The sequence below is a fragment of the Hyphococcus luteus genome (assembly GCF_002943565.1).
GTDB lineage: Bacteria > Pseudomonadota > Alphaproteobacteria > Caulobacterales > Parvularculaceae > Hyphococcus > Hyphococcus luteus.
In genome coordinates, this window is sequence record NZ_PJCH01000005.1 from 452,787 (window position 1) to 473,421 (window position 20,635).

Genomic DNA, 20,635 nt, shown 5'->3' on the forward strand with positions numbered 1-20,635 from the left:
TTCAACGCCGCGCGCTCATCAGGGCGCGGCTTTCCGGCCTGCAATGTACGAAAAACAGAGTTAACCAAATGAAAACGGGCCCCCAAACGGAGCCCGTTTTCCAAGAATTCTCTCAGCGCGGTCGCTTAATGGGCCCGCGCCGCGCCGGCGTCGGCCAGCGCCTGCCTGTAGGCGGTGGCGTCGGCGAGGATTTCAAGCGCCCTGTCGAGCTGGCAATCCTCGGGGGTTTCGCCGTCTTCCTTATAAGAGCACAGGAACGGTTCGACCTTCGGCGCTTCGGCTTCGACAGCTTCTTCGTCAGCCTCGTCCTCAGCGACGTCGAGCGCGTTCGGCAGGTCCTTCTCCCCCGGCCGTTTGGCGACTTCGTCCTGTCCCGGATAGATCACCGGCATGGCGATGTCCGGATCGATGCCGTGCGCCTGAATAGAGCGGCCCGACGGCGTATAATAACGCTGGGTCGTCAGGCGCAGCGCCCCTTGAAGGCCGTTCTGCAAGGGGATCACCGTCTGCACCGAGCCCTTGCCGAAAGAGCGCGTGCCGAGCAAGAGCGCGCGGTTGCGGTCCTGCAGGGCGCCGGCGACGATCTCCGAGGCGGACGCCGAGCCGCCATTGATCAGGACGATCATCGGCTTGCCGTGAAACTTGTCGCCGGAGGTGCCCATCTCGCGCATGGAATCGCGCGGACGCCGGCCGCGGGTGGAGACGATCTCCCCGCCATCGAGGAAGGTGTCGGAAACCGCCACCGCCTGATCGAGAAGCCCGCCCGGATTCCAGCGCAGATCGAGGATGAGGCCTTTCGGGCCGCCCGGAATCTCTTCCTCGAAGCTTTTCAGCGCTTTTTCGATGCCGTCGTCGGTCTGTTCGCTGAAGGTCGAAATCCGGATATAGCCGAAATCGCCCTCGACGCGCGACTTGACCGATTCCACCGTCACGATGTCGCGCACAATGGTGAGATCGAAAGGCTCCTTGTTGCGGTCGCGGACGACGGCGATGTCGACTTTGGTGCCTTTTTCGCCCTTCAGTTTCGAAATCGCCTCGTCGATGGACATGCCCATGACGTCCTCGCCGTTGATTTCGACGATGAGGTCGTCGGTCTGCATGCCGGCGCGGGCGGCGGGCGTGTCGTCGATCGGCGCGACGACTTTCACATAACCCTTGTCGGGGCCTTCATTGTCCATCACGACCTGAATGCCGAGACCGGCGAAGGAGCCGCGGGTCTGCTCCTGCATGGTGCGGTAGTCTTCGGCGGTCAGATAGCTCGAATGGGGATCGAGCGTGTCGAGCATGCCGTCGATGGCACCCTTGATGAGATCGGAATCGTCCGGGTCGGCCACATAGTTTTCATGCACCTGCTCGAAGACTTCGCCGAACAGGTCGAGCTGGCGGAAGGTGTCCGCCGAGATCGAAGCGCGCGCGAAAACGGCGCTCGAAAGCGCGCCGAAAACGAGCGCGCCGCCGCAGGCGGCCGCGACCAGCGCGCCGCCGGAATAACGTCTGCCGCCCGACTTCGTCGTTGAGGAGCGGAGGGCGGATTTGGGGCTTTTGACCATCAGTAATCTACACCTTGCATTTCGCGCCCGACCTTACATCAGGCTGTCCATAGTCTTGCGCGAGAGCCACAACGCGGGGTTAACAGGCTCTCCGTTTTTGCGGATCTCCAGATCCAGCGACGCGCCCCCGCCGGCCATTTGCGCCACCGGCTCCCCGGCGGTGATGCGCTGGTGCTCGCTCACCAGAATGCGGCCGACGCCAATCAATAATATATGGTAGCCTTCGCCAACGTCCAGAACGATCATATTCCCCACAAGCCCCCAATTTTGCGCAAAAGCCACCCGTCCTTCAAACGGGGCCGTCACAATGGCTTGATCGCGCACGGAAAATCGCAATCCCTCGAAAACGCCGCCATCGGGCTTCGGCTTGCCGAAACGTCCCGTTAACCGTCCTGCGACAGGCGCGCGCAGGGCCCCGAGGGCGTCGCTGAAGGCTTTGGCGGTCAGCACGGGATCGGGCGGGACCCGCTTGATGCTGGGCAGGTTGGGCGTCGAGGAGACCGCAGCCGGCGCCTCTTTCGGGGGCGGGGGTTTAAGGCGCGGGGTGATGGAATGGGCAAGCCGCGTGAGGCGCTCGATCACCTCACGCAGATTCGACGCCTGGGCGGCGATGCGCGCCGTCTCGCGCTGGGCGGAAGCGGCGAGCGCTTCGGCGACGTCGCGCTCCTTTTCCTTCTGCGCCATCAGGTCGGCGAGGACGTCGCGGCGGCCCGCAAGCTTTTCATTCTCGGCGGCGTAACTCGCCCGGTCCTCTGAAAGCTCTTCGGCGAGCTCGGACAGGCGCTCGATGGCGGCGCGCAGGCGCGCCGCGCGCGCCTCCACCTCGGGCGCCGCATCGGAAAGCAGCATCGCCGCGCGCGCCGCCTTGTTGGCGTCTTCGGGCGAGACCAGGAGGGCCGGCGGGCGGGACAGCTCGAGCGACTGCAGCGCCGCAAGCACTTCGGAGAGATTGGCGCTCTCCTTTTTAAGCGCCGTTTCGGCTTCGGCCTTTTCCACTTCAAGATCGTCGATCGAATCTTCGAGATCGGCGATCCTGCGCTCGGACTCCTGAATGGAGTTCGCGGTTTCAATAAGGCTGTTCCTGAGCGCGGCGACTTCGCGCTGTTTCGCCGCCGCCTCGTTCTTGAGACGCTTTTCCTCCTTGGCGCGTTCTTTCAGCTGTTGCTCGACTTTCTCAAGGTCGTTCGGATCCACATCCTGCGCGGCGGCGGAGGACGACAGCAAAAGCGCCAGCAAGAGAAATCGCCAGGTCATGAGCGGCGCCTCTTAAGAGCGATGATAAGGATGGCCGGAAAGGATCGTCATGGCCCTGTATAGTTGCTCCGCCAACATCGCCCTGACAAGCATATGCGGCCAGGTTGCGGCGCCGAAAGAGACAAGCCGCGCCGCCCGCGACCGCACGTCATCGCCGTGCCCGTCTGCGCCGCCGATTAAAAACGCCGCCGACGCGGCGCCGTCATCTCGCATGCGCTCAAAGACCCTCGCAAATTTTTCGCTGGAAAGATTTTCCCCACGCTCGTCGAGCGCGATCACGACGGCGCCCTCCGGGACGGTTTTCAACAGGAGTTCGCCTTCGCGTTTCTTAAGGGCCGCGCCGGACAGGGATTTGGGCGCATCCAGTTCGCTCAGCGCGAAGTCGGAAAAGCCGATGCGCCGGCCGAAGCCCTGGGCGCGGTCGAGATAATCCCCGACCAGCGCCGCTTCGGGACCGCCGCGCTTTTTTCCGATGGCGGCGATCTCAATCCGCATGTCTTGCCGGGGCGCTTACGCGTCCGCTTTTGCGGGCGCGTGGGCGGCTTCGGACCAGACGCGCTCAAGATTGTAGAAGTCCCGAACTTCCGGCCGGAAAAGATGGACGATGACGTCCTCGGCGTCGATCAGCACCCAGTCGCAGGTTGTCGCGCCTTCGACGCGGACGCGGCCGAGCCCCGCCTCTTTGAGGCGGCGCATCACCTTGTCGGCCATCGCGCCCACATGGCGCTGAGAGCGCCCGGAGGCGATGACCATGGCGTCGGCGATGTCGGATTTCCCCTGAAGGGAAATGGTCACGACATTCTCCGCCTTGTCGTCATCAAGCTCTTCAAGGATGAGAGAGAGAATTTTCCGGCTGCGTTCCTCCGGGGACAAATGCGAGAGCAAACTCCCGTCTCCTTCAGCCCCCGACTGTTCCGGTCCTGTGTGATCCGGAACGAGCCCTAATGCGGCCTTTCCCGCGGCCGCGGCGCCATGCTGTGCGTTCAGCTCCAGTCTCCATACGCTGCGCGGGGCACGTTTCCCGCATTTCCAAATATAGGGCCGTTCCGGGGGCGCTCCAACCGGGAGCGTCAAATTATTTGTTGCTTAAAAGGCACGCCGCGAACCAGCCCTTTGGGTCGGTCCAGGCTTTTTCGAGCCGCCAGGGGGTCTCCTTAACCAGATCCTCGATTTTTTCGAGGGTGAATTTGTGAGAGTTTTCCGTATGCAGGGTCTCCCCCTCGGCGAAGGAAAACGCCTTGCCGTCGATGACGATCTCGGTCGGCCGGACCGCGCGCAGATGCATCTCGATCCGGTCTTCCGCGTCATTATAAAAAGCGTAATGCTCGAAATCGCCGATATTGAGCCGCGCATCGAGCTCGGCCTTCATCCGTGTCAGGAGATTCATGTTGAAGGCCGCCGTCACGCCTTCCGCGTCGTTATATGCCGCTTCGAGAATCTTTTTGTCCTTGACGAGGTCGACGCCGAGGAGGAACTGCGCGCCTTCACCCAGCGTGTCCGACGCTCTTTTCAAAAACGCCTCCGCCGCATCGCGCGACATGTTGCCGAGCGTCGAACCCGGAAAATATCCAAGCCAGTGGTTCGGCTCGGGAAGCACGTTTTTGGGGAGTTCAATCGGCGAATGAAAATCGGCGCAGATCGCCGCCACCGGAACCGGCAGCACATCCGCCATGGAGACCGCCGCTTCGAGCAGATATTCCCGGGAAATATCCATCGCCACATAGGCGGCGGGCTTTTCCAAACCGTTCACCAGCCATTCGATCTTCTCGCTCGACCCGGACCCGTATTCGAAAATCGCCGCGCCCGGCCCGACCGCGCCGGTGATCTCGGCGGCGTTGTCCTCGAACACGGCCTTTTCCGTTCGCGTCGGATAATACTCCTCAACCTCGGTAATCCGGTCGAACAGCTGAGAGCCGTATTCGTCATAGAAATATTTCGGTGAAATCGATTTCGGGCTTTTGGACAGCCCTTCAATCGCATCGGCGTGAAAGTCTCCCTGATCGGGATGCAGATCGAGGAAAAAGGCAAGCGCGCCGCAAGGCGCGATAAGGTCGTCGTCGCGGTCTATGGTCTGTGAGTGCTGGATCTTTCTGCTCCTTATCGCAGTTGAGGAAATCGAGTTGTCCGTGTCCTGAAAGAACACCCAGACAGGCGGTTCGGTTGCGCAAAGGTCCGTCGCTTTATCGGAATCTATCCGATAAGACGAAAGCGCCTCAGCCGCTTCGCTTTCAAGCGCCTCGGTTTCATGGCCGGGCCGGTTGAAAACGGCCATGGGAACGGCCTCGGCGATATGGCGCCAGTCGCGCCAGCGGTGAAAATTTTCAAGCCCGTCCGCGCCCATGAGCCAGACAAAGTCGGCGTTCGGATTGAGCGCTTTCAAGGCGTCGATGGTGTCGGCGGTGTAGGTCAGCCCCTTGCGGCGTTCGAAATCGCTAACGACAATGTCGGGATGATGGCTCACCGCCCGGGCGAGCCGCAGACGGTCTTCATAATCCGCATAGCTGCCGGGATCTTTCAGCGGATTGCCCGGCGTCACCAGCCACCAGACGGCGTCGAGGCCGAGGCGCTCGAGCGCAGCGAGGGAAATCTCGCGATGACCCTGATGCGGGGGATTGAAGGAGCCGCCCAAAAGCCCGATGCGGCGGCGTTCTATGGCATTGCTGGACGGCAAGCAGACTCCCCCGCTCCTGACGGCGCGCTTTACTTAGAGGCTGAGCCCGGGGATTCCAACCGGAGAAAATATCAAAGCTTCGTTAGTTAATGACGAAAGATGGGGATCAGGGCGTCCAGCCGTCATCCCCGCTTTCGTCCCCGTCTTCCTTCGCCGGTTCAGGCGTTTCCGGCGCCTCAGCTTTGCGCGTCGCCGCAGCAAGCCTCATGAGCTTGTGCAAGAGCGGCTGGACGCCGGCGCCGGCCGCAGCGGAGATCGCGTAAATTTCAGCGCCGGCGGCGTCTTCGAGCGCCGCCTTGCGGGTCTCAAGCTCCTCCGGCGTAAGCGCGTCAATCTTGTTGAGCGCGACGATTTCCTGCTTGGCGCCAAGCCCCTCGCCGTAAGCGTCGAGTTCATGCCGGACGGTTTTGTACGCTCCGGCCACGTCTTCCTGCGTGCCGTCCACGAGGTGAAGCAGCGCCGCACAGCGCTCCACATGGCCGAGAAACCGGTCGCCGATCCCGGCGCCTTCATGAGCGCCTTCGATAAGGCCCGGAATATCGGCGAGGACGAAACTCTGTCCTTCGCCGACACGCACCACGCCGAGATTGGGATGAAGCGTCGTGAACGGATAATCAGCGATCTTCGGTTTCGCCGCCGAGACCGCCGCGAGAAAGGTCGACTTGCCGGCATTCGGGAGGCCCACAAGACCGATATCCGCGATCAGTTTGAGGCGCAGCCAGATGGTGCGCTGCTCGCCCGGCTGGCCGGGATTGGCCCGGCGCGGCGCCCGGTTGGTCGAGGATTTGAAATGGGCGTTGCCGAACCCGCCATTGCCCCCCTTGGCCAGAAGCACGCGCTCGCCCGGATGATCGAGATCGGCGATCAGCGTTTCCTCGTCCTCTTCGAAAATCTGGGTGCCCACGGGCACCTTGATGACCTTGTCATCGCCGCCCGCGCCGGTTTTGTTCGAGCCCTCCCCGGGACGCCCCTTTTCAGCCTTGAAATGCTGCTGGTAGCGAAAGTCGATCAGCGTGTTGAGATTTTCCACGGCCTCGGCCCAGACATGGCCGCCCGCGCCGCCGTCGCCGCCATTGGGGCCGCCGAATTCAATAAACTTCTCCCGCCGGAATGACAGACAGCCATTACCGCCGGCGCCGCTTTGAACATAGATTTTCGCGCGATCGAGGAATTTCATGAGAGCCGTCTACACGCCCGGTCCCGCCGGGCCAACCGGATTCCTCAAATGCCCGGTTCTCAAATGACTGTGACGCAGACGTGCCTTTTGCGTCCGGGGCCCGTATATGAACCGCCGCCCCATCCGTGACGCAAAGGAAAACCCCGATGGCCGACGCGCGCATTCTCTTCGATCCCATCAATCTCAATGGCTTCGCCCTCAAAAACCGCATCGTCATGGCGCCGATGACGCGCAGCTTTTCGCCGGGCCATGTTCCGGGCGAGGATGTCGCCGCCTATTACCGCCGCCGGGCCGAAGGCGGCGTCGGCCTCATCCTTTCCGAAGGCGTTTCCGTCAATACGACCACCGCCACGGGCACGCCGAATGTCCCGAATATCGTCACCGACGAGGCGAAAGCCGGATGGAAGCGCGTCATCGACGGCGTGCACGCCGCCGGCGGCAAGATGGGCCTGCAGCTCTGGCATGAAGGGGCCATCCGCGATCCTTCGAAAACCGAACATCCGGACATTCCCTCCTGGTCGCCGTCCGGCTTCAAGATGAAAGGCAAACCGCTCTGGGAGCCCATGAGCGAAGCCGAGATCGAAACGGCGATCACCGAATTCGTCGACGCCGCCGTCGCGACCAAGGAGCTCGGCTTCGACTGCGCCGAAATTCACGGCGCTCACTCTTATCTCATCGACGGCTTTTTCTGGGCCGAGACCAATCTCAGAACCGACCAATGGGGCGGCGACTGGAAAGGCCGCACGCGCTTCGCGTCTGAAATCATCCGCCGGACGCGGGAAAAAGTCGGGCCGGATTTCCCGCTGATTATCCGCCTGTCGCAATGGAAGCAGCAGGATTACGCTGCCAAGGTCGCGGCGAGCCCCGAAGAGATGGCGCAATGGCTGACGCCTTTGGTCGAAGCGGGCGTCGATATTTTTCACATGTCCCAGCGCCGTTTCTGGGAGCCGTCATTCGACGGCTCGAGCCTCAATGACGCCGGCTGGGCGAAAAAGCTCACCGGCAAGCCGTCGATCTCGGTGGGCTCGGTCGGGCTCTCCGGCGAGTTCACCGCCGCCTTTGGCGGCGAAAGCTCGGAACCTGAAAGCCTCGACCGCCTGATTGAAATGATGGCGCGCGAGGAGTTCGACCTCATCGCCGTCGGCCGCGCCTTGTTGCAGGATCCGGAATGGGCGCTCAAAGTCCGCGAGGCGCGCACAGACGATTTGAAGACCTTCACCAAAGAGGCGCTCGCGACGCTTTCCTAAAAGAAAGGCCCGGCCATGATTATCGTCCATCATCTCGAAAACTCCCGCTCGCAGCGCATTCTCTGGCTGCTCGAAGAGCTGGGGCTTCCTTACGAGGTCAAGCGCTATAACCGCGACAAGACCACCAATCTGGCGCCGGCTGAGCTGAAAGCCGTTCACCCCCTCGGCAAATCGCCGGTGCTGGAGGACGAAGGCGAAGTCTTCGCCGAAACCGGCGCCATCATCGATCATGTACTCGATCAGTATGCGGAGGGGAAACTGCGTCCGCCGCGCGGCACGCGCGAATTCGAACGTTATCGCTACTGGATGTATGCGGCGGAAGGAAGCTACATGCCGCCGCTGGTGTTCACGCTTTTCCTTAATCGCATGGAGACCGCGCCTATGCCTTTCTTTGCGCGGCCTATTGCAAAGAAACTCGTCAAGGCGGTGCGCGACGGTTATCTCGATCACACCATGAAAGCGCAATATGATTATCTCGAAGCTGCGCTTGCTGATGCGCCCTGGCTTGCGGGCGGCGACATCACCGCCGCCGACATCATCATGAGCTTCCCCGCAGAGGCGTTTTCGGCCCGCGGCTCCAAAAATCAAAATGGGGGCGATTATCCAAACATCGCCGCCTATCTGATGCGCTTTCAGGCGCGGGACGCCTACAAACGCGCGCTGGAGCGCGGCGGGCCTTACGCGCTTCTCAGAGCCTGACCCCATAACCAGCCCACTCATTCGGAGAGAAGAAGATCAGACGCTCTCATCATCAAAACGATGTGTTTCCGGCTCTGCTCTTTAAGAGCAAGAGCTCGGACGGCATCGGGTTCTGGCTGACGAACGTCTGTCCATCCGTTTCATCAGGGATCTGCACGTCCTGAACAGGGCTCTTGGATAACGAATTCGTGCGCGCCCGCCACGCCTGCGCCATAATCGGGACTTTCTTTGGACGCCGGCGTTACCTAGATAGGATGCCGAAAAGCCGGAGTTTTACGCCATGAGCCTTGCGGTGATGTCCGCCCTTTCGCTGATCTGCCTCGACGCGGCCGCAACGGCGCGCGCGCCGCTGCCGGCTCCGCCGACTGAAGCGACAATGGCGGCTGCGTCGGTTGCCATGGCCGCCGCGACTGCACAGACGGAAAGCGCCGCGCCCGAGACAACGCTCGAAACGACGGCGCCGGAAACGACAAAAGTTGACGCCGAACCGGCGCCGCTTCCCGAGGCGCAGGATCTTGCCGTCGAGGGCGTCGCCGGCGACCCGCTCGTCTTCGCGGAAGAAAGCGACAAAGCCGTCGCCGACAAGCTCATCGCCTATATCGAGAATATCGACACGCTGCAGGGCGACTTCACGCAAGTCGCGCCGTCAGGCGCGGTGTCGGAAGGCAAGTTTTACCTGCGCCGCCCGGGTCTGTTGCGCTTCGAATACGAACCGCCGCAGCCGCTCTTGATCGTCGCCAATGGCGGCATGGTCTATGTGCATGACGACGCGCTCGACACCACCGATTCCTATCCGGTGGGGAAAACGCCGCTGAAATTTCTGCTCGGCAAAAAGATCGACCGCGACGACGCGAAGATTGTCGCGGTCGATCGCGGCGTCGACAATGTCGCCGTCACATTCGCGTCAGAAGACGAAGAGACCGAAGGCGACCTCACCCTGATCGCGAGCGCGCCGGATCTTGTTTTGCGGCGCTGGATCGTCCGCGATCTCCAGGGCGGGATCACCGTCGTCACGCTGGACAACATTGTCGCAGGCAAGCGCCTCGCCAACCGGCTTTTCGCCGCGCCCGAAGCGGGCGGCCGGTTTCTGGACAGATAAAGGGCTTGCCGGGACCGCCTTGCCATTTTGTAACAGTGTCACACGCAAGTTTTTTTTCGCGTTCCTATTGAAAAAACGCCTCCTGATGCGTTAATGTAACAGTACGCGATAGGCATCAAAGGTTGGGCCGGCGTTGCCCCCCCGCTTGCAGGCCCGACAGAGCCGGTCGCGTCGCCGGAATATCCCCTCCCGGCGTAGGCGCAACAGCGCAGCTTGGCGTCCGATCTTAACAGGTCGGACGCCTTTTTCTTGCCCCCTAGTTCTCGCATGCTCGGATCGCTACATGCCGGGGGAAAGGATTTTCCATGGACGACACCGAACTCGAAGCGCTGGAGCGCGAATTGCCCGGCCTCGCCCGGCTCTCCCGTTTCGCCCGCTCCCTCGACCGCATTCCCTGGTTCGCCAATATCGGCGAGGGACTGACCCCCGGGGCGAAAGCGGCGGCGGACGACTATTGCGCCGGGCTCGGCTTTCCCGACGCCGAGATCGCCATGCTCCTCGATTGGGAGGATGCGGCGGCGGTCGCCGAGAGCCTCGACTGGCAGAGCCCCGCCTGGGAGGCCGAAGAGTCCCTGCGCGCCGATCTCACCGGCCGTGCGCTCGATCTGTTGTCCGAGGACGCCCTCAGGATCGGCATGGCGCTGATCGCGGAAAAGGTCTCGGAGCCCGCCAAGGACGCGGTGGAGGAGCTTTCCTATCTCAGCGATCTCGACGACGAGCAGATCAAAACCTTATGCGTCGGCGCGGCGGTGCAGGCGGCGAACGGCGCCGCCCTCGCCTTGATCGCCGCCGCCGACACGGACTTCGAAGCCGAAAACCACCCGCTGGCGGCGAAGTTCCGCCTGTTCGAATTCGGCCGCTGGCCGGTCTCGATCACCGGCTCGTCCTTCAACCTGTTCTAAAATCCATCAGGGCGGCCACAAGCAGATAAACGGCGATGGTCGTCAGGATGATCTTGAAGCCGCGCCGGAAGGTCGCCTCCGGCATGGCGCGCAAGTAGTGCGTGCCCGCATAGGTGCCGGCGAAGCCCGAGACGAGGATCGCCGCGATCAGCCAGGCCCAGTCCCCATAGGCGAAACCCAAAAGCCCGAACGCGGCGATCTTGAAGACATGCTGGATCACCATGGCGGCGGCGTGCGTGGCCACAAGATTGAGCCGTTTGAGCCCCGTGACGGAGAGCATCGCCGCGACGAGTGGCCCCGTCGCCCCGAAAAACATGGTGAGGACCCCAGTCACGACGCCGGTGATGAAAAACGTCCAGGGGCCGGGGGCGAAGCCTTTCAGCTTCGGGCCCCAGAGCGACCAGATGACGAACATGCCGACCCCGCCGCGCAGGAGCCAGACCGGCGTCTCCATGGCGAGCCGCCCGCCGATCGCCGCCCCGATGAGCCCGCCGAGGCTGAACCACAGGACGATGCGCCAGACCACCTCTTTCCTCTGGAGATAGAAACGCCCGCCATTGGCCCCGGCCTGCGCCGCCCCGTGGACCGGCACCACCGCCGCAGCGGGGAAAACCGTGCTCATGATGGCGAGGAGCGCCAGCCCGCCGCCGAGCCCGAAAGCCGCAGTAATCGCCGCGGTGAAGAAACTGGCGAAGACCACGAGGCCGGCCGCCCAGAGCGGCGCGGCCTCTGGTAAAATTCCGGCGAACGCGTCCATCGCCGCCGCTCCTACGCCGCGCCGGCTCTCCCGGCAATCGCCCCCGCGCCCAAAACCCGGCTTGACGGTCCCGCGCCCGGACCCTATGCGAGCCTTGTCTTTCACCCTCCTTTCCTCCCGGCCAGCGAGTTCAGCTTCCCATGAAAATCACCACCTGGAACATCAACTCCGTCCGTCTACGGATTGATCAGGTCACGCGATTTCTGAAGGAGGAAGCCCCCGACGTCTTATGCCTTCAGGAAATCAAATGCCTTGAAGACAACTTTCCGTCGAAAGCGCTTGTTGCGGCCGGCTACGAACACCACGCCGTGTCGGGACAGGCGGGCTATCACGGCGTCGCCATCGTTTCGAAACTGCCGCTGAAGAATGTCGAAAAGCGCGGCTTTTGCGAAAAAGGCGATTGCCGCCATATCGCCGCGAGCCTGCCCGGCGGCTATCGCGTGCATAATTTCTACGTGCCGGCCGGCGGCGACGAACCGGATCCGAAAAAGAACGACAAATTCGCCCACAAGCTCGACTTTCTGGACGAGATGGCGGGCTGGTTTTCAGAACTCGGGCCGCGCTCGAAAGCGATCCTTGTGGGCGACCTTAACGTGGCGCCCTGCGAAAACGATGTCTGGTCGCACAAGCAACTCCTGAAAGTCGTCTCGCACACGCCGGTCGAGGTGGAGCGTCTCGCGAAAGTCATCGACGCCCATGGCTGGATCGACGTCGCCCGCGAACTTATTCCCGAGCCGGAAAAGCTTTACACCTGGTGGTCTTATCGCGCGAAGGACTGGCGCGCCTCGAACCGCGGCCGCCGGCTCGACCATATCTGGGTCAGCCCCGCCTTGAAAAAAGCGGCGCTTGGAAAAGGCCGCGACGCCTATCGCATCCACGATGACGCCAGAGGCTGGGAGCGCCCGTCGGATCATGCGCCGGTCTCGCTGACTTTCGACCTTTGAGCAGAAGAGCGCTGACCCGCAGGGACCTCCCTGTCATGGCCTATCCTTGTGCGACTCGCCACGGCTCGACCGTGGCGTCCAGAAGATTGGGGGCCGCTGGACCCCACGCTTAAAGCGTGGGGAGTCGAAAACGGGCGGCCAGGGTTTGCGGCGCGCGCTGCCGTGAAACAATTTGCGTATTTCCATTTTCTCCTTCTTTTAAAACGGCGTCATTCAAGGCTTTCAGACGAGTTTGGCGCCATTTGCGTAAAAATGTTTCACGCGAGAACGCCTTGCTTTCCGCTGTCCTTAGCGCAGGCCCGCGTCAAGGCTCTCAAGGGACAACCCTTGAGAACACAATAAAGCCTTCGCAGACCCTGCGGACGAAATTTAATTTATTAAATTCTATCCCCGCTTTGGCGTCCGGCTTTATGCTGGCGCCCGCCGCCGCCGCTCGCCGTCAGACAAAGGGCGCAAGCGCGGCGGTGAGCGCGTCAATGTCGTTTTCGTCATTATAAAGATGAACCGAGACGCGCACCGCGCCGAGGCGCGTGTCGTGGGCGACGCCCGCTTCGGCGAGCGCCGCCGCCGCCGCATCGTAATCGCGCACGCGGATCAACGCAGCGGAGCCGCGCGCGCCCGCTTTCGCGCTCGACAACACCGCCTCGTCCGGCAGCGCATCGAACAGCCGCGACAGCAACGCCTGGTTATGAGCGTAGATCGCCTCGACGCCATGGGCGTTGATGATCTCATGCGCGGCGCGCGCGCCGGCGAAAGGTGCGATCGAGGGCGTGCCGCCCGTAAAGCGCGCCGCGCCCGGCGCATAGTCGAAATGATGAATGTCGAATTCGAACGGGTCGGCGTGGGAGAACCAGCCCACATCGAGGGGCGCGCATTCATTTGCAGTTTCAGGATCGGCCCAGAGATAAGCCGCGCCCGCCCCGCCGCACAGATATTTCAGCGACGTCCCCACGGCGAAATCCGGGCGCCAGTCATTGAGCTTGAGGGGAACCGTTCCCGCCCCTTGCGCGGCGTCGATCAGCGAATATACGCCCGCCGCGCGCGCCCTTTTTGAAATCTCCGCAATCGGGGCGAACACGGAGGAATTCGAATAAACCAGCATGGGGACGACCATCTGCACGTCGCCGGCGAAAGCCCTTTCCCACGCATCCGGATCGGCGAGCGCCTCGCCGCCAGGCAGAAACTCAAGCTCATAGCCATGACGCGCCCCTTGCGCCAGCGCAAAGCCGACCGTCGGGAAAGCGTCTTCGGTCAGGACGATTTTGTTACGGCCCGGGCGTTCCGGCAGCGAGAAAAGAATTTTCGCAACGCCGGCCGACACATTCGTTTGCGGACAGATGTCTTTCGCATCGGCGCCGATGACCGGCGCCAGTCCTGTTTTGAAACGTTCGAGCGTATCGAACCATGGCCCCCAGACATTGAAGCCTTCGGTGCGCCAGGGCTGAGCGTAGCCTTCGGCGAGCGCCGCGTCATAGCCTTTGGGCTGCGCGCCGACGGAATGAGAGAGGAAGTAATGCTTCCCCGGCAGGTGAAACTTGTCCTTGTCCATTTTATCCTGTGAGGCGTCTTAGCTCGTCACGCGTCATGGCCCCGGGCACCACCGTCACCGGGATCGGCCGGCCGCCGAGATAAGCGGGCTTTTTCGCCAGCGAGGCGACCAAAGGACCCGGCCCTTCCGCTTTCGCCGAAGCGCCAAGCACGAGAATCGAAATCAGGGGGTCCTCCTCGATCAGCCTGCTGATCTCATCGACCACTTCGCCTTCGCGAATGAGCGTTTCGGGATCCTCGCCCGATTGGGCTTTCACCTCCGCGGCGAATTCATGCAAGAGGGTTTCGGCCTTCTCTTCCGCTTCGGCGCGCATGGTTTCCGCCACTGTCGCCCAATGGCCGAATTCCGGCGGCTCGATAATGGCGAGGAGCGCCACCTTCGCATTGGAGCGCTTGGCGCGCCGGCCGGCGAAAAACGCCGCCAGGCGCGCCTCGGGCGCGTCCGACGCGATCACCAGGAATTTTATCCGGTCGCCATTTGCCGAAGAGGTCTCGCTCATGGGCTCACCATGCCCCATAACGCCGCCATCCGTCTACTTGAGCGCCATACCTTGACCGGGCATGCCGGCGGGGCTAGGCGCAGCGAGAAAAGGGAGCGCCCATGCGCGGTTATTTCGGGATCGGATCGGAACGCATATCGAAGGCGATGAATCTCGGCGCCGTCCTCAGAACCGCGCACGCCTTCGATGCGAGCTTCGTCTTCACCGTGAACGCCCATCACAACGCCCGCGAGGTCAATCTCGCCGACACGTCCAAGAGCGGGACGCATGTGCCGCTTTACGAATGGGACAGCCTCGAGGAGATGCGCCTGCCCAAGGGCTGTGTCCTTGTGGGGGTCGAACTCGACGAGACCGCCGTCGACCTGCCGAGCTTCCGCCACCCGCTGAACGCCGCCTATTTTCTGGGCCCGGAAAAGGGCAGCCTGTCGCCGGAGGCGGCGGCGCTGTGCACGCATCTTGTGAAAATTCCGACGCGCTTTTGCGTCAATCTGTCCGTCGCCGCCGCCCTCGTCATGTATGACCGCACGGTCTCCATGGGCGGCTATGCGCCGCGCCCGGTTTCCGCTGGCGGTCCGGTCATGGCGCCGCCCCCGCACGCCGAATGGCGCAAGCCCCGAAGGCGTTGAACAAAAGAAAAACGCCGCCGGAGACCGGCGGCGTTTTTCCTGACTGAAAGACAGCCCCGCTTAACGGCGACGTGTCTTGCGCTTGGCCTTTTTCTTGGCGGTCTTGCGCTTGGCGGCTTTCTTCGCCGGGGCTTTTTTCTTGGCGGTTTTCTTTTTGGTCGCCTTTTTCTTCGCCGGGGCGGCGGCGCCGTCGGCCATCTTGTCGAGGGCTTCGGCATAGGCGCGCAGCGCCTTCATGAAGGCCGCCTGCTGGGTTTTCGGCAGGACCGCAAGCGCGGCGTTTTCAGCCCGCGCCACCTTGGCGTTGGCGGCGTTAAGCATGCGCTTGCCGGCGGCGGTGATCGAGACGGCGTTGGCGCGGGCGTCTTCCTTGGTGCGCTTGCGCGACAGGAGGCCCTTTTTCATCATCCGCGCGATCATGTCGGCGAGCGTCGAGCGGTCGATGCCCGTATGCTGGACGAGGTCGGTCTGGCTCAGCCCGTCATTGGCGGCGACCACATGCAGCACTTCATATTGCCGCGGGGTCGGGCCGGAAGCGCCAACTTCGGTCGAATAAAGGTCATGGGCGTATTGCTGCGCGCGGCGCAGAAGATGGCCCGGGGAGTTCTTGAGAGAGTAAGCCATTTTATTCTCCGTTCTTGGCTCTTGATGGGTGATTTGACCGCCAAAGAGCCGCTTGCTGCGGCTTTAGGTCAACAGAAAGTCCGTTTACGGCTAATATCGCGGAGGAGCAGCGGAAACGGCGTGCGGCGTTCTGCGCGAGATCAGAAAACAGGACGTTTTGCATGAGTCTCATGGCTGTGTAAATTGGCCGCTCGTTCATTCGCGCTTTAATCAAGGCGCTTCCCGCAACAAGCAGCGAAAGGCGTGTCTTGAGAAATGCATATCGCGCATCATTGATTAAATTGCAACCGTGTCCGCTGCGATAAATAGGCTTTAGGCGGATATTCAGCGGACTGTGATCAACTTTTTGTCAGGATAGAAACAATGGCGAAGCCGACACAACCCCCGCATTTCAAAAGAGAGATTCCGCCCGGGGACAATATGGAGCGCTCCGTATGCGCCACATGCGGGTTTGTGGACTATGAGAACCCGAAAATCGTCGTGGGATCGGTGGCGACGTGGGAAGGTAAAATTTTGTTATGCAAACGCGCCATCGAACCCCGGCTCGGGTTCTGGACCCTGCCCGCGGGCTTTCTGGAGCAGCATGAATCGGCCGAGGACGGCGCGGCCCGCGAAGCCTATGAAGAGGCCACGGCCTCTATAGAGATCGAACGCCTTCTGGCGGTCTATTCGATCCTGCGGATTTCGCAGGTGCAGCTCATGTTCCGTGCGCGCCTTTTGTCGCCGGAAATCGCCGCAGGCCCCGAAAGCGAGGCCGTGGGGCTTTATGACTGGGATGAGATACCATGGGCGGACCTTGCTTTCCCGAGCGTCAACTGGGCGCTCCGGCATTATAGCGAGACGAAAGACCGCAGCGACTTTCCGCCCTTCTCCAACCCCGTGGAGGGGCTTTAGGTTTCCGCCTTTTCGTCTTCCGGCGTCTTTTCTTCCGGCGCCGGGGTCGCGCTGTCCTCTTCCTCAGGCATGTGTCTGGCGATGAGCGGCGCCTGGAAGGCGGTGAAGACGAGACTGACCAGTGTAAAGCCGAAGACCTTGAGATTAACCCAAGCGCCTTCGCCGGAACAGGCGGCGGCGCCAGTGAGATCGCAATCGCGCATCAGCCAGCGCCAGGCGATTTCATTGGCGACAGCCAGCGCGAAAAAGAAGATCGCATAGCGCTTGGTCAGCACCCGCCAGGCGTCGTCGGGCAGGTGAAGCGCGCCGTCGAACACGATCTTCAGGAAGTTCTGCCGGCTGAAGAGCCCCGCCGCCAGCACCGCCGAGAACAGCGCATAGACGATGGTCGGCTTCATGTAGAAAAACGTCTTGTTGTGAAGGATCAGCGTCAAGGAGCCGAGCACCCCGACAATGACGCCGGTGACGAGCAGCATGGGCGCAACCCGGCGCTCCTTCCAGACCGAATAGATGAAGGCGATGAGAAAGGCCGGCATGAAAAGGCCGACCGCGAGATACATCTCCTCGCCGTCAGCGATGGTCCAGTCGCGCCCGACAATCTTGCCGGCGAGCGGGGCGATGCGCTGGCCCAGAAAATAAGCGACCATGAACACCAGCAGCGGGCCCATATCGACCGCGAATTTAGCGCCGCCGGAGAGTTTCTGCCCTTTGGCCGTTTCTTCTGATACCGTCATTTTACGCCTTTTCGTTTTCGGGAACCGCTGTATCCGCGACGCCGGCAAGCGCCGCGGCGAACTCACCCGCATTGAATTCCTGTAAATCCTCGACGCCCTCGCCGACCCCTATGAAATGGATCGGCAGCTTGAACTTGTCGGCGAGCGCCACAAGGACCCCGCCCCGCGCCGTGCCGTCGAGCTTGGTCATGACGAGGCCGGTGACCCCTGCGATCTCGGTGAAGACTTTCGCCTGGCTGATGGCGTTCTGACCCACCGTGGCGTCGAGGGTGAGGATCACATTATGGGGCGCCGTCTCGTCGAGCTTTTTGACGACGCGCACGATCTTGGCGAGCTCTTCCATCAGCTCTTTGCGGTTCTGGAGCCGGCCCGCCGTGTCGATCATCAAAATGTCCGCGCCTTTTTCCTGCGCCTCCTTGACCGCATCGAAGGCGAGCCCCGCGGCGTCGGCGCCGGTGGGGCGGGAGACGACAGGGGCGCCGGTGCGTTCGCCCCAGACCTGGAGCTGCTCGATGGCGGCGGCGCGGAAGGTGTCGCCGGCGGCCAGCATCACCGACTTGCCCTCATCGGCGAATTTCTTCGCCAGCTTGCCGATGGTGGTCGTCTTGCCGGCGCCGTTGACCCCGACCATCAGGAGGACCTGGGGTTTCTTCGCGCCGTCGATGACGAGCGGCTGTTCCAGCGGGGCCAGCGTCGCCGCCACTTCTTTCGCAAGCGCGGCGCGCACCTCCTCGGCGGTGATGTCCTTGTCGTATTTCTCCCCGGCGAGCGCCTCCGTGATCCGGGTGGCGGCCGGGACGCCGAGATCGGCGGTGATGAGGAGGTCCGTCAGCTCCTCCAGCATCTCGTCGTCAAGCTTGCGCTTGGTGAAGATCGCGGCGACGCCTTCGGTCAGCTTGCTCGAGGATTTCGACAGCCCGTCGCGCAAGCGGGACAGCCAGCCCTTTTTCTTTTCGGGCTTTGCTTCCGGTTCGGGTTCCGGCTCAGACTCCGGTTTGGGCGGGGGCTCAGGCGCCACGGCGACGGAGTCCGGCGCCGCTTCTTCAGCGGGCGCTTCGGGCGCAAGGTCCTCGGACGTCTCAGCCTCTTCGAGCGCCTCAGCTTCCTCGGGCGGAGGGGCGGCCTCTTCCTCCTCCGGTTTTTTCTTCCCGAACAAACCTGACAAAAATTTATTGGCCACGACGCGTCCGACCCTCTTTAAAAAGTTTCTGTACGGAATTATTATAGAGGCGCGGCTGGACTTCTCCACGCCGCTTATGGAGACCCCTATGGCGAACGCCAAACCTCAAGCCAAACCCGCCGACAAGAAACCGCAAACCAAACCTGCGGGCAAACCTGCGCCGAAACCGGCCGGCAAATCCGGCAAGTAACGGATTGCATCGTCTGGAGCGCCGGGCGAAAAAGTGGAATCCGGTTTTTCGCATAACCGGCGCGACAACTGAAGACTCCACAGCATCGGGCGGCGAAACGCAATTGCCCGATGCTGTTGAAAGAGCCGCCCCCAAAGGGCGGCTTTTTTCGTTAAAAATGTCCGCTTCCGGCAGGCTCACAGGCACGCTCCGACAAGCCCGTCGCCTTCGCGGCCCGTGACCGTGACTTTAACGACCTCGCCGACTGCTGCGGCGGCGCCCTCCACGCGCACAGGCGCGAAATTGCCGAGCCGGGCGCGACCGCCGCTTTCCTGAATGGCGTCTTCCCGGCGCCCCACAAGCCCGTCGAGAAACCCATGCAGCGCCGCCTCGCCCTTTTCGCGCAACCGCGCGGCGCGGGCTTTCACCTCGGCGCGCGGCAATTGCGGCATGCGCGCCGCCGGCGTTCCCTGACGCGGCGAGAACGGGAAGACATGGAGGTAGGAAAGCCCGGCCTCGTCGACGATGTCGAGGCTACGCTGAAACATCTCTTCGGTCTCGGTCGGAAAGCCCGCAATGATGTCGGCGCCGAAAGCCACATCCGGCCGGCGCGCGCGCACCGCCGCGCAAAGGCCGATCGCCTGCTCCCGGCTGTGGCGGCGCTTCATGCGTTTCAGGATGAGATTGTCCCCGGCCTGTAAGGAAAGGTGAAGGTAAGGCGCGACGCGCTCGTCGCCCGTAATGCGCTCAAACAGTTCATCGTCGATCTCCGCGCCGTCGATGGAAGACAGGCGCAGGCGGTAAAGATCGGGAACCGCATCGAGAAGCGCGGCGACGAGACTCCCCAGTTTTGGCGCGCCGTCGAGGTCGGCGCCGTAAGAGGTGATGTCAACGCCGGTCAGCACCAGCTCGCGATGGCCGTGATCCACAAGCCGTCGCGCCTGATCGATCACCTGATCGATGGGCGCCGAGCGCGCATTGCCGCGCCCGTAAGGAATGATGCAGAAGGTGCAGCGGTGATCGCAACCGTTCTGAATCTGCAGGAAGGCGCGGGCGCGGTCGCCATAGCCGTCGATCATGTGGCCGGCGGTGTCGCGCGCCGACATGATGTCGTTAACGCGGATGATGTCGTCATCATCCGGAGCGGGCGCAGCGTCAGCCAGCGCCGCCCACTGCGCGGTGTCGAGCTTTTCCTGATTGCCGATCACCGCGGAGACTTCATCCATCGCGGCGAACCCGCCGGGCTCTGTCTGCGCGGCGCAGCCGGTGACGATGATGCGCGCCTCAGGGCGTTCGCGTTTCAGCTTGCGGATGCGCTGGCGCGCCGAGCGGACGGCTTCGTTGGTCACCGCGCAGGTGTTGACCACCACCGCGTCGCGGCAGCCCGCGCCGTCGGCGAGACGGCGCATGGTTTCGCTTTCGGCCGCGTTCAGCCGGCAGCCAAAGGTGATGATCTCGGCAGGGTCCGCCATGGCGCGCTATTTGGGGCATCTGCGCCCAAGGCACAAGGCGCGATGCGTTTGGATCAGGTGGCCACGGCCCCGTCGGCCCCGGTCCTTTCGCCCGAGGCGCCGGTCCGAACGGCCCCCTTTTCACCAGCCTCGCTATCGCCGGCTCCGTTTCGGTCAGCCAGCGCGGCGTCGCGCAGGCAGCGCATCACCTGATAGAAATCGTGGCGGTCAACGCAGTCATTGAGTTCGCCGGCGCTCGTGAAACCCGGCTTGCTCGCCAGCGCTTCTTTCAGGATGGCCGCGGCTTCCGCGCTGGAGAGCTGGCCCGAGACCGCAAGCTGGGCGATGTAATAGGCGCGCTTTAAAGGGGTCGTCGCCTCTTCGGGCTTTAAGGCGTCCTTGAGGCGAAGAATATGCGCGTTTTCGGTTTTGACCCTGAGCCGCGTGTTGCGCTCCCCGTTTTCGACAAGAACGCCGTTGATCATCAGCTCTTCATGAGGACGCAGTTTCAGGATCAGCCCGCCCATAAGTCTCTCTCACCCGCTATCCGCCGCACGATAATCACGCCTTGCGGTTTTCGCAACCGCAGATTGCACTATATACAACTAT

Annotated in this window: 21 protein-coding genes; 7 read left to right on the plus strand and 14 right to left on the minus strand. The window is 62.5% G+C overall.

Annotation, left to right across the window (positions count from 1 at the left end; genetic code table 11):
* Positions 1-125: 125 nt before the first annotated feature.
* The 6 genes from CW354_RS07105 to obgE form a co-directional block, all read right to left on the minus strand.
* Positions 126-1,550, minus strand: a complete 1,425-nt coding sequence (locus CW354_RS07105; RefSeq protein WP_104829332.1) for a S41 family peptidase — start codon at positions 1,548-1,550, stop codon at positions 126-128.
* A gap of 33 nt (positions 1,551-1,583) precedes the next feature.
* Positions 1,584-2,804, minus strand: coding sequence for a murein hydrolase activator EnvC family protein (locus CW354_RS07110; protein WP_104829333.1), 1,221 nt, complete (start codon positions 2,802-2,804; stop codon positions 1,584-1,586).
* Between the two features lie 12 nt (positions 2,805-2,816).
* Positions 2,817-3,299: a 23S rRNA (pseudouridine(1915)-N(3))-methyltransferase RlmH gene (gene rlmH, locus CW354_RS07115; RefSeq protein ID WP_104829334.1), complete on the minus strand. Its 483-nt coding sequence runs from the start codon at positions 3,297-3,299 to the stop codon at positions 2,817-2,819.
* A gap of 15 nt (positions 3,300-3,314) precedes the next feature.
* A complete protein-coding gene (rsfS, locus tag CW354_RS07120) occupies positions 3,315-3,689 on the minus strand; it encodes a ribosome silencing factor (RefSeq protein WP_104829335.1) in 375 nt (124 codons plus the stop codon).
* 190 nt (positions 3,690-3,879) lie between these two features.
* A complete protein-coding gene (egtD, locus tag CW354_RS07125; RefSeq protein WP_104829336.1) occupies positions 3,880-5,475 on the minus strand; it encodes an L-histidine N(alpha)-methyltransferase in 1,596 nt (531 codons plus the stop codon).
* Positions 5,476-5,581: 106 nt separating this feature from the next.
* Positions 5,582-6,652: a GTPase ObgE gene (obgE, locus tag CW354_RS07130; protein WP_104829337.1), complete on the minus strand. Its 1,071-nt coding sequence runs from the start codon at positions 6,650-6,652 to the stop codon at positions 5,582-5,584.
* A 146-nt stretch (positions 6,653-6,798) separates the two neighbouring features.
* On the opposite strand from obgE, the gene CW354_RS07135 reads away from it, so the two are divergent.
* The 4 genes from CW354_RS07135 (at position 6,799) to CW354_RS07150 (ending at position 10,599) form a co-directional block, all read left to right on the plus strand.
* Positions 6,799-7,899, plus strand: coding sequence for an NADH:flavin oxidoreductase (locus CW354_RS07135; protein ID WP_104829338.1), 1,101 nt, complete (start codon positions 6,799-6,801; stop codon positions 7,897-7,899).
* A 15-nt stretch (positions 7,900-7,914) separates the two neighbouring features.
* The gene (locus CW354_RS07140) at positions 7,915-8,598 is read left to right on the plus strand and encodes a glutathione S-transferase family protein (RefSeq protein WP_104829339.1); all 684 of its coding nucleotides are present in this window, start codon (positions 7,915-7,917) and stop codon (positions 8,596-8,598) included.
* A gap of 280 nt (positions 8,599-8,878) precedes the next feature.
* The gene (locus tag CW354_RS07145; RefSeq protein ID WP_104829340.1) at positions 8,879-9,697 is read left to right on the plus strand and encodes a LolA family protein; all 819 of its coding nucleotides are present in this window, start codon (positions 8,879-8,881) and stop codon (positions 9,695-9,697) included.
* Between the two features lie 305 nt (positions 9,698-10,002).
* A complete protein-coding gene (locus tag CW354_RS07150; protein WP_104829341.1) occupies positions 10,003-10,599 on the plus strand; it encodes a hypothetical protein in 597 nt (198 codons plus the stop codon).
* Here CW354_RS07150 and CW354_RS07155 read toward each other — a convergent pair.
* Positions 10,586-11,356, minus strand: coding sequence for a sulfite exporter TauE/SafE family protein (locus CW354_RS07155; RefSeq protein WP_104829342.1), 771 nt, complete (start codon positions 11,354-11,356; stop codon positions 10,586-10,588). The two genes, CW354_RS07150 and CW354_RS07155, sit on opposite strands and share 14 nt — an antisense overlap.
* 140 nt (positions 11,357-11,496) lie before the next feature.
* On the opposite strand from CW354_RS07155, the gene xth reads away from it, so the two are divergent.
* Positions 11,497-12,300, plus strand: a complete 804-nt coding sequence (xth, locus tag CW354_RS07160; protein WP_104829343.1) for an exodeoxyribonuclease III — start codon at positions 11,497-11,499, stop codon at positions 12,298-12,300.
* Positions 12,301-12,739: 439 nt separating this feature from the next.
* Here the strand turns inward: xth and CW354_RS07165 are convergent, their stop codons facing one another.
* Together CW354_RS07165 and CW354_RS07170 are read right to left on the minus strand one after the other, a co-directional pair.
* Positions 12,740-13,849, minus strand: coding sequence for an aminotransferase class V-fold PLP-dependent enzyme (locus tag CW354_RS07165; RefSeq protein ID WP_104829344.1), 1,110 nt, complete (start codon positions 13,847-13,849; stop codon positions 12,740-12,742).
* Position 13,850: 1 nt separating this feature from the next.
* Positions 13,851-14,348: a universal stress protein gene (locus CW354_RS07170; RefSeq protein ID WP_104830035.1), complete on the minus strand. Its 498-nt coding sequence runs from the start codon at positions 14,346-14,348 to the stop codon at positions 13,851-13,853.
* Positions 14,349-14,449: 101 nt separating this feature from the next.
* Between CW354_RS07170 and CW354_RS07175 the strand changes: the two genes are divergently transcribed.
* Positions 14,450-14,974, plus strand: a complete 525-nt coding sequence (locus CW354_RS07175; RefSeq protein ID WP_104829345.1) for an RNA methyltransferase — start codon at positions 14,450-14,452, stop codon at positions 14,972-14,974.
* Between the two features lie 60 nt (positions 14,975-15,034).
* On the opposite strand, the gene CW354_RS07180 is transcribed toward CW354_RS07175, so the two are convergent.
* Positions 15,035-15,598, minus strand: coding sequence for a MarR family winged helix-turn-helix transcriptional regulator (locus CW354_RS07180; RefSeq protein WP_104829346.1), 564 nt, complete (start codon positions 15,596-15,598; stop codon positions 15,035-15,037).
* Between the two features lie 363 nt (positions 15,599-15,961).
* Between CW354_RS07180 and CW354_RS07185 the strand changes: the two genes are divergently transcribed.
* Positions 15,962-16,492, plus strand: a complete 531-nt coding sequence (locus CW354_RS07185) for an NUDIX hydrolase (RefSeq protein ID WP_104829347.1) — start codon at positions 15,962-15,964, stop codon at positions 16,490-16,492.
* Here CW354_RS07185 and CW354_RS07190 read toward each other — a convergent pair.
* The 4 genes from CW354_RS07190 to CW354_RS07205 form a co-directional block, all read right to left on the minus strand.
* The gene (locus CW354_RS07190; protein ID WP_165793567.1) at positions 16,489-17,226 is read right to left on the minus strand and encodes an inner membrane-spanning protein YciB; all 738 of its coding nucleotides are present in this window, start codon (positions 17,224-17,226) and stop codon (positions 16,489-16,491) included. The two genes, CW354_RS07185 and CW354_RS07190, sit on opposite strands and share 4 nt — an antisense overlap.
* 1 nt (position 17,227) lies before the next feature.
* On the minus strand, positions 17,228-18,406 hold the full coding sequence (gene ftsY, locus CW354_RS07195) for a signal recognition particle-docking protein FtsY (RefSeq protein ID WP_165793568.1): 1,179 nt from the start codon (positions 18,404-18,406) through the stop codon (positions 17,228-17,230).
* A 366-nt stretch (positions 18,407-18,772) separates the two neighbouring features.
* A complete protein-coding gene (gene mtaB, locus CW354_RS07200) occupies positions 18,773-20,047 on the minus strand; it encodes a tRNA (N(6)-L-threonylcarbamoyladenosine(37)-C(2))-methylthiotransferase MtaB (RefSeq protein WP_104829349.1) in 1,275 nt (424 codons plus the stop codon).
* A 53-nt stretch (positions 20,048-20,100) separates the two neighbouring features.
* On the minus strand, positions 20,101-20,553 hold the full coding sequence (locus CW354_RS07205) for a flagellar biosynthesis repressor FlbT (protein WP_104829350.1): 453 nt from the start codon (positions 20,551-20,553) through the stop codon (positions 20,101-20,103).
* Positions 20,554-20,635: the final 82 nt, after the last annotated feature.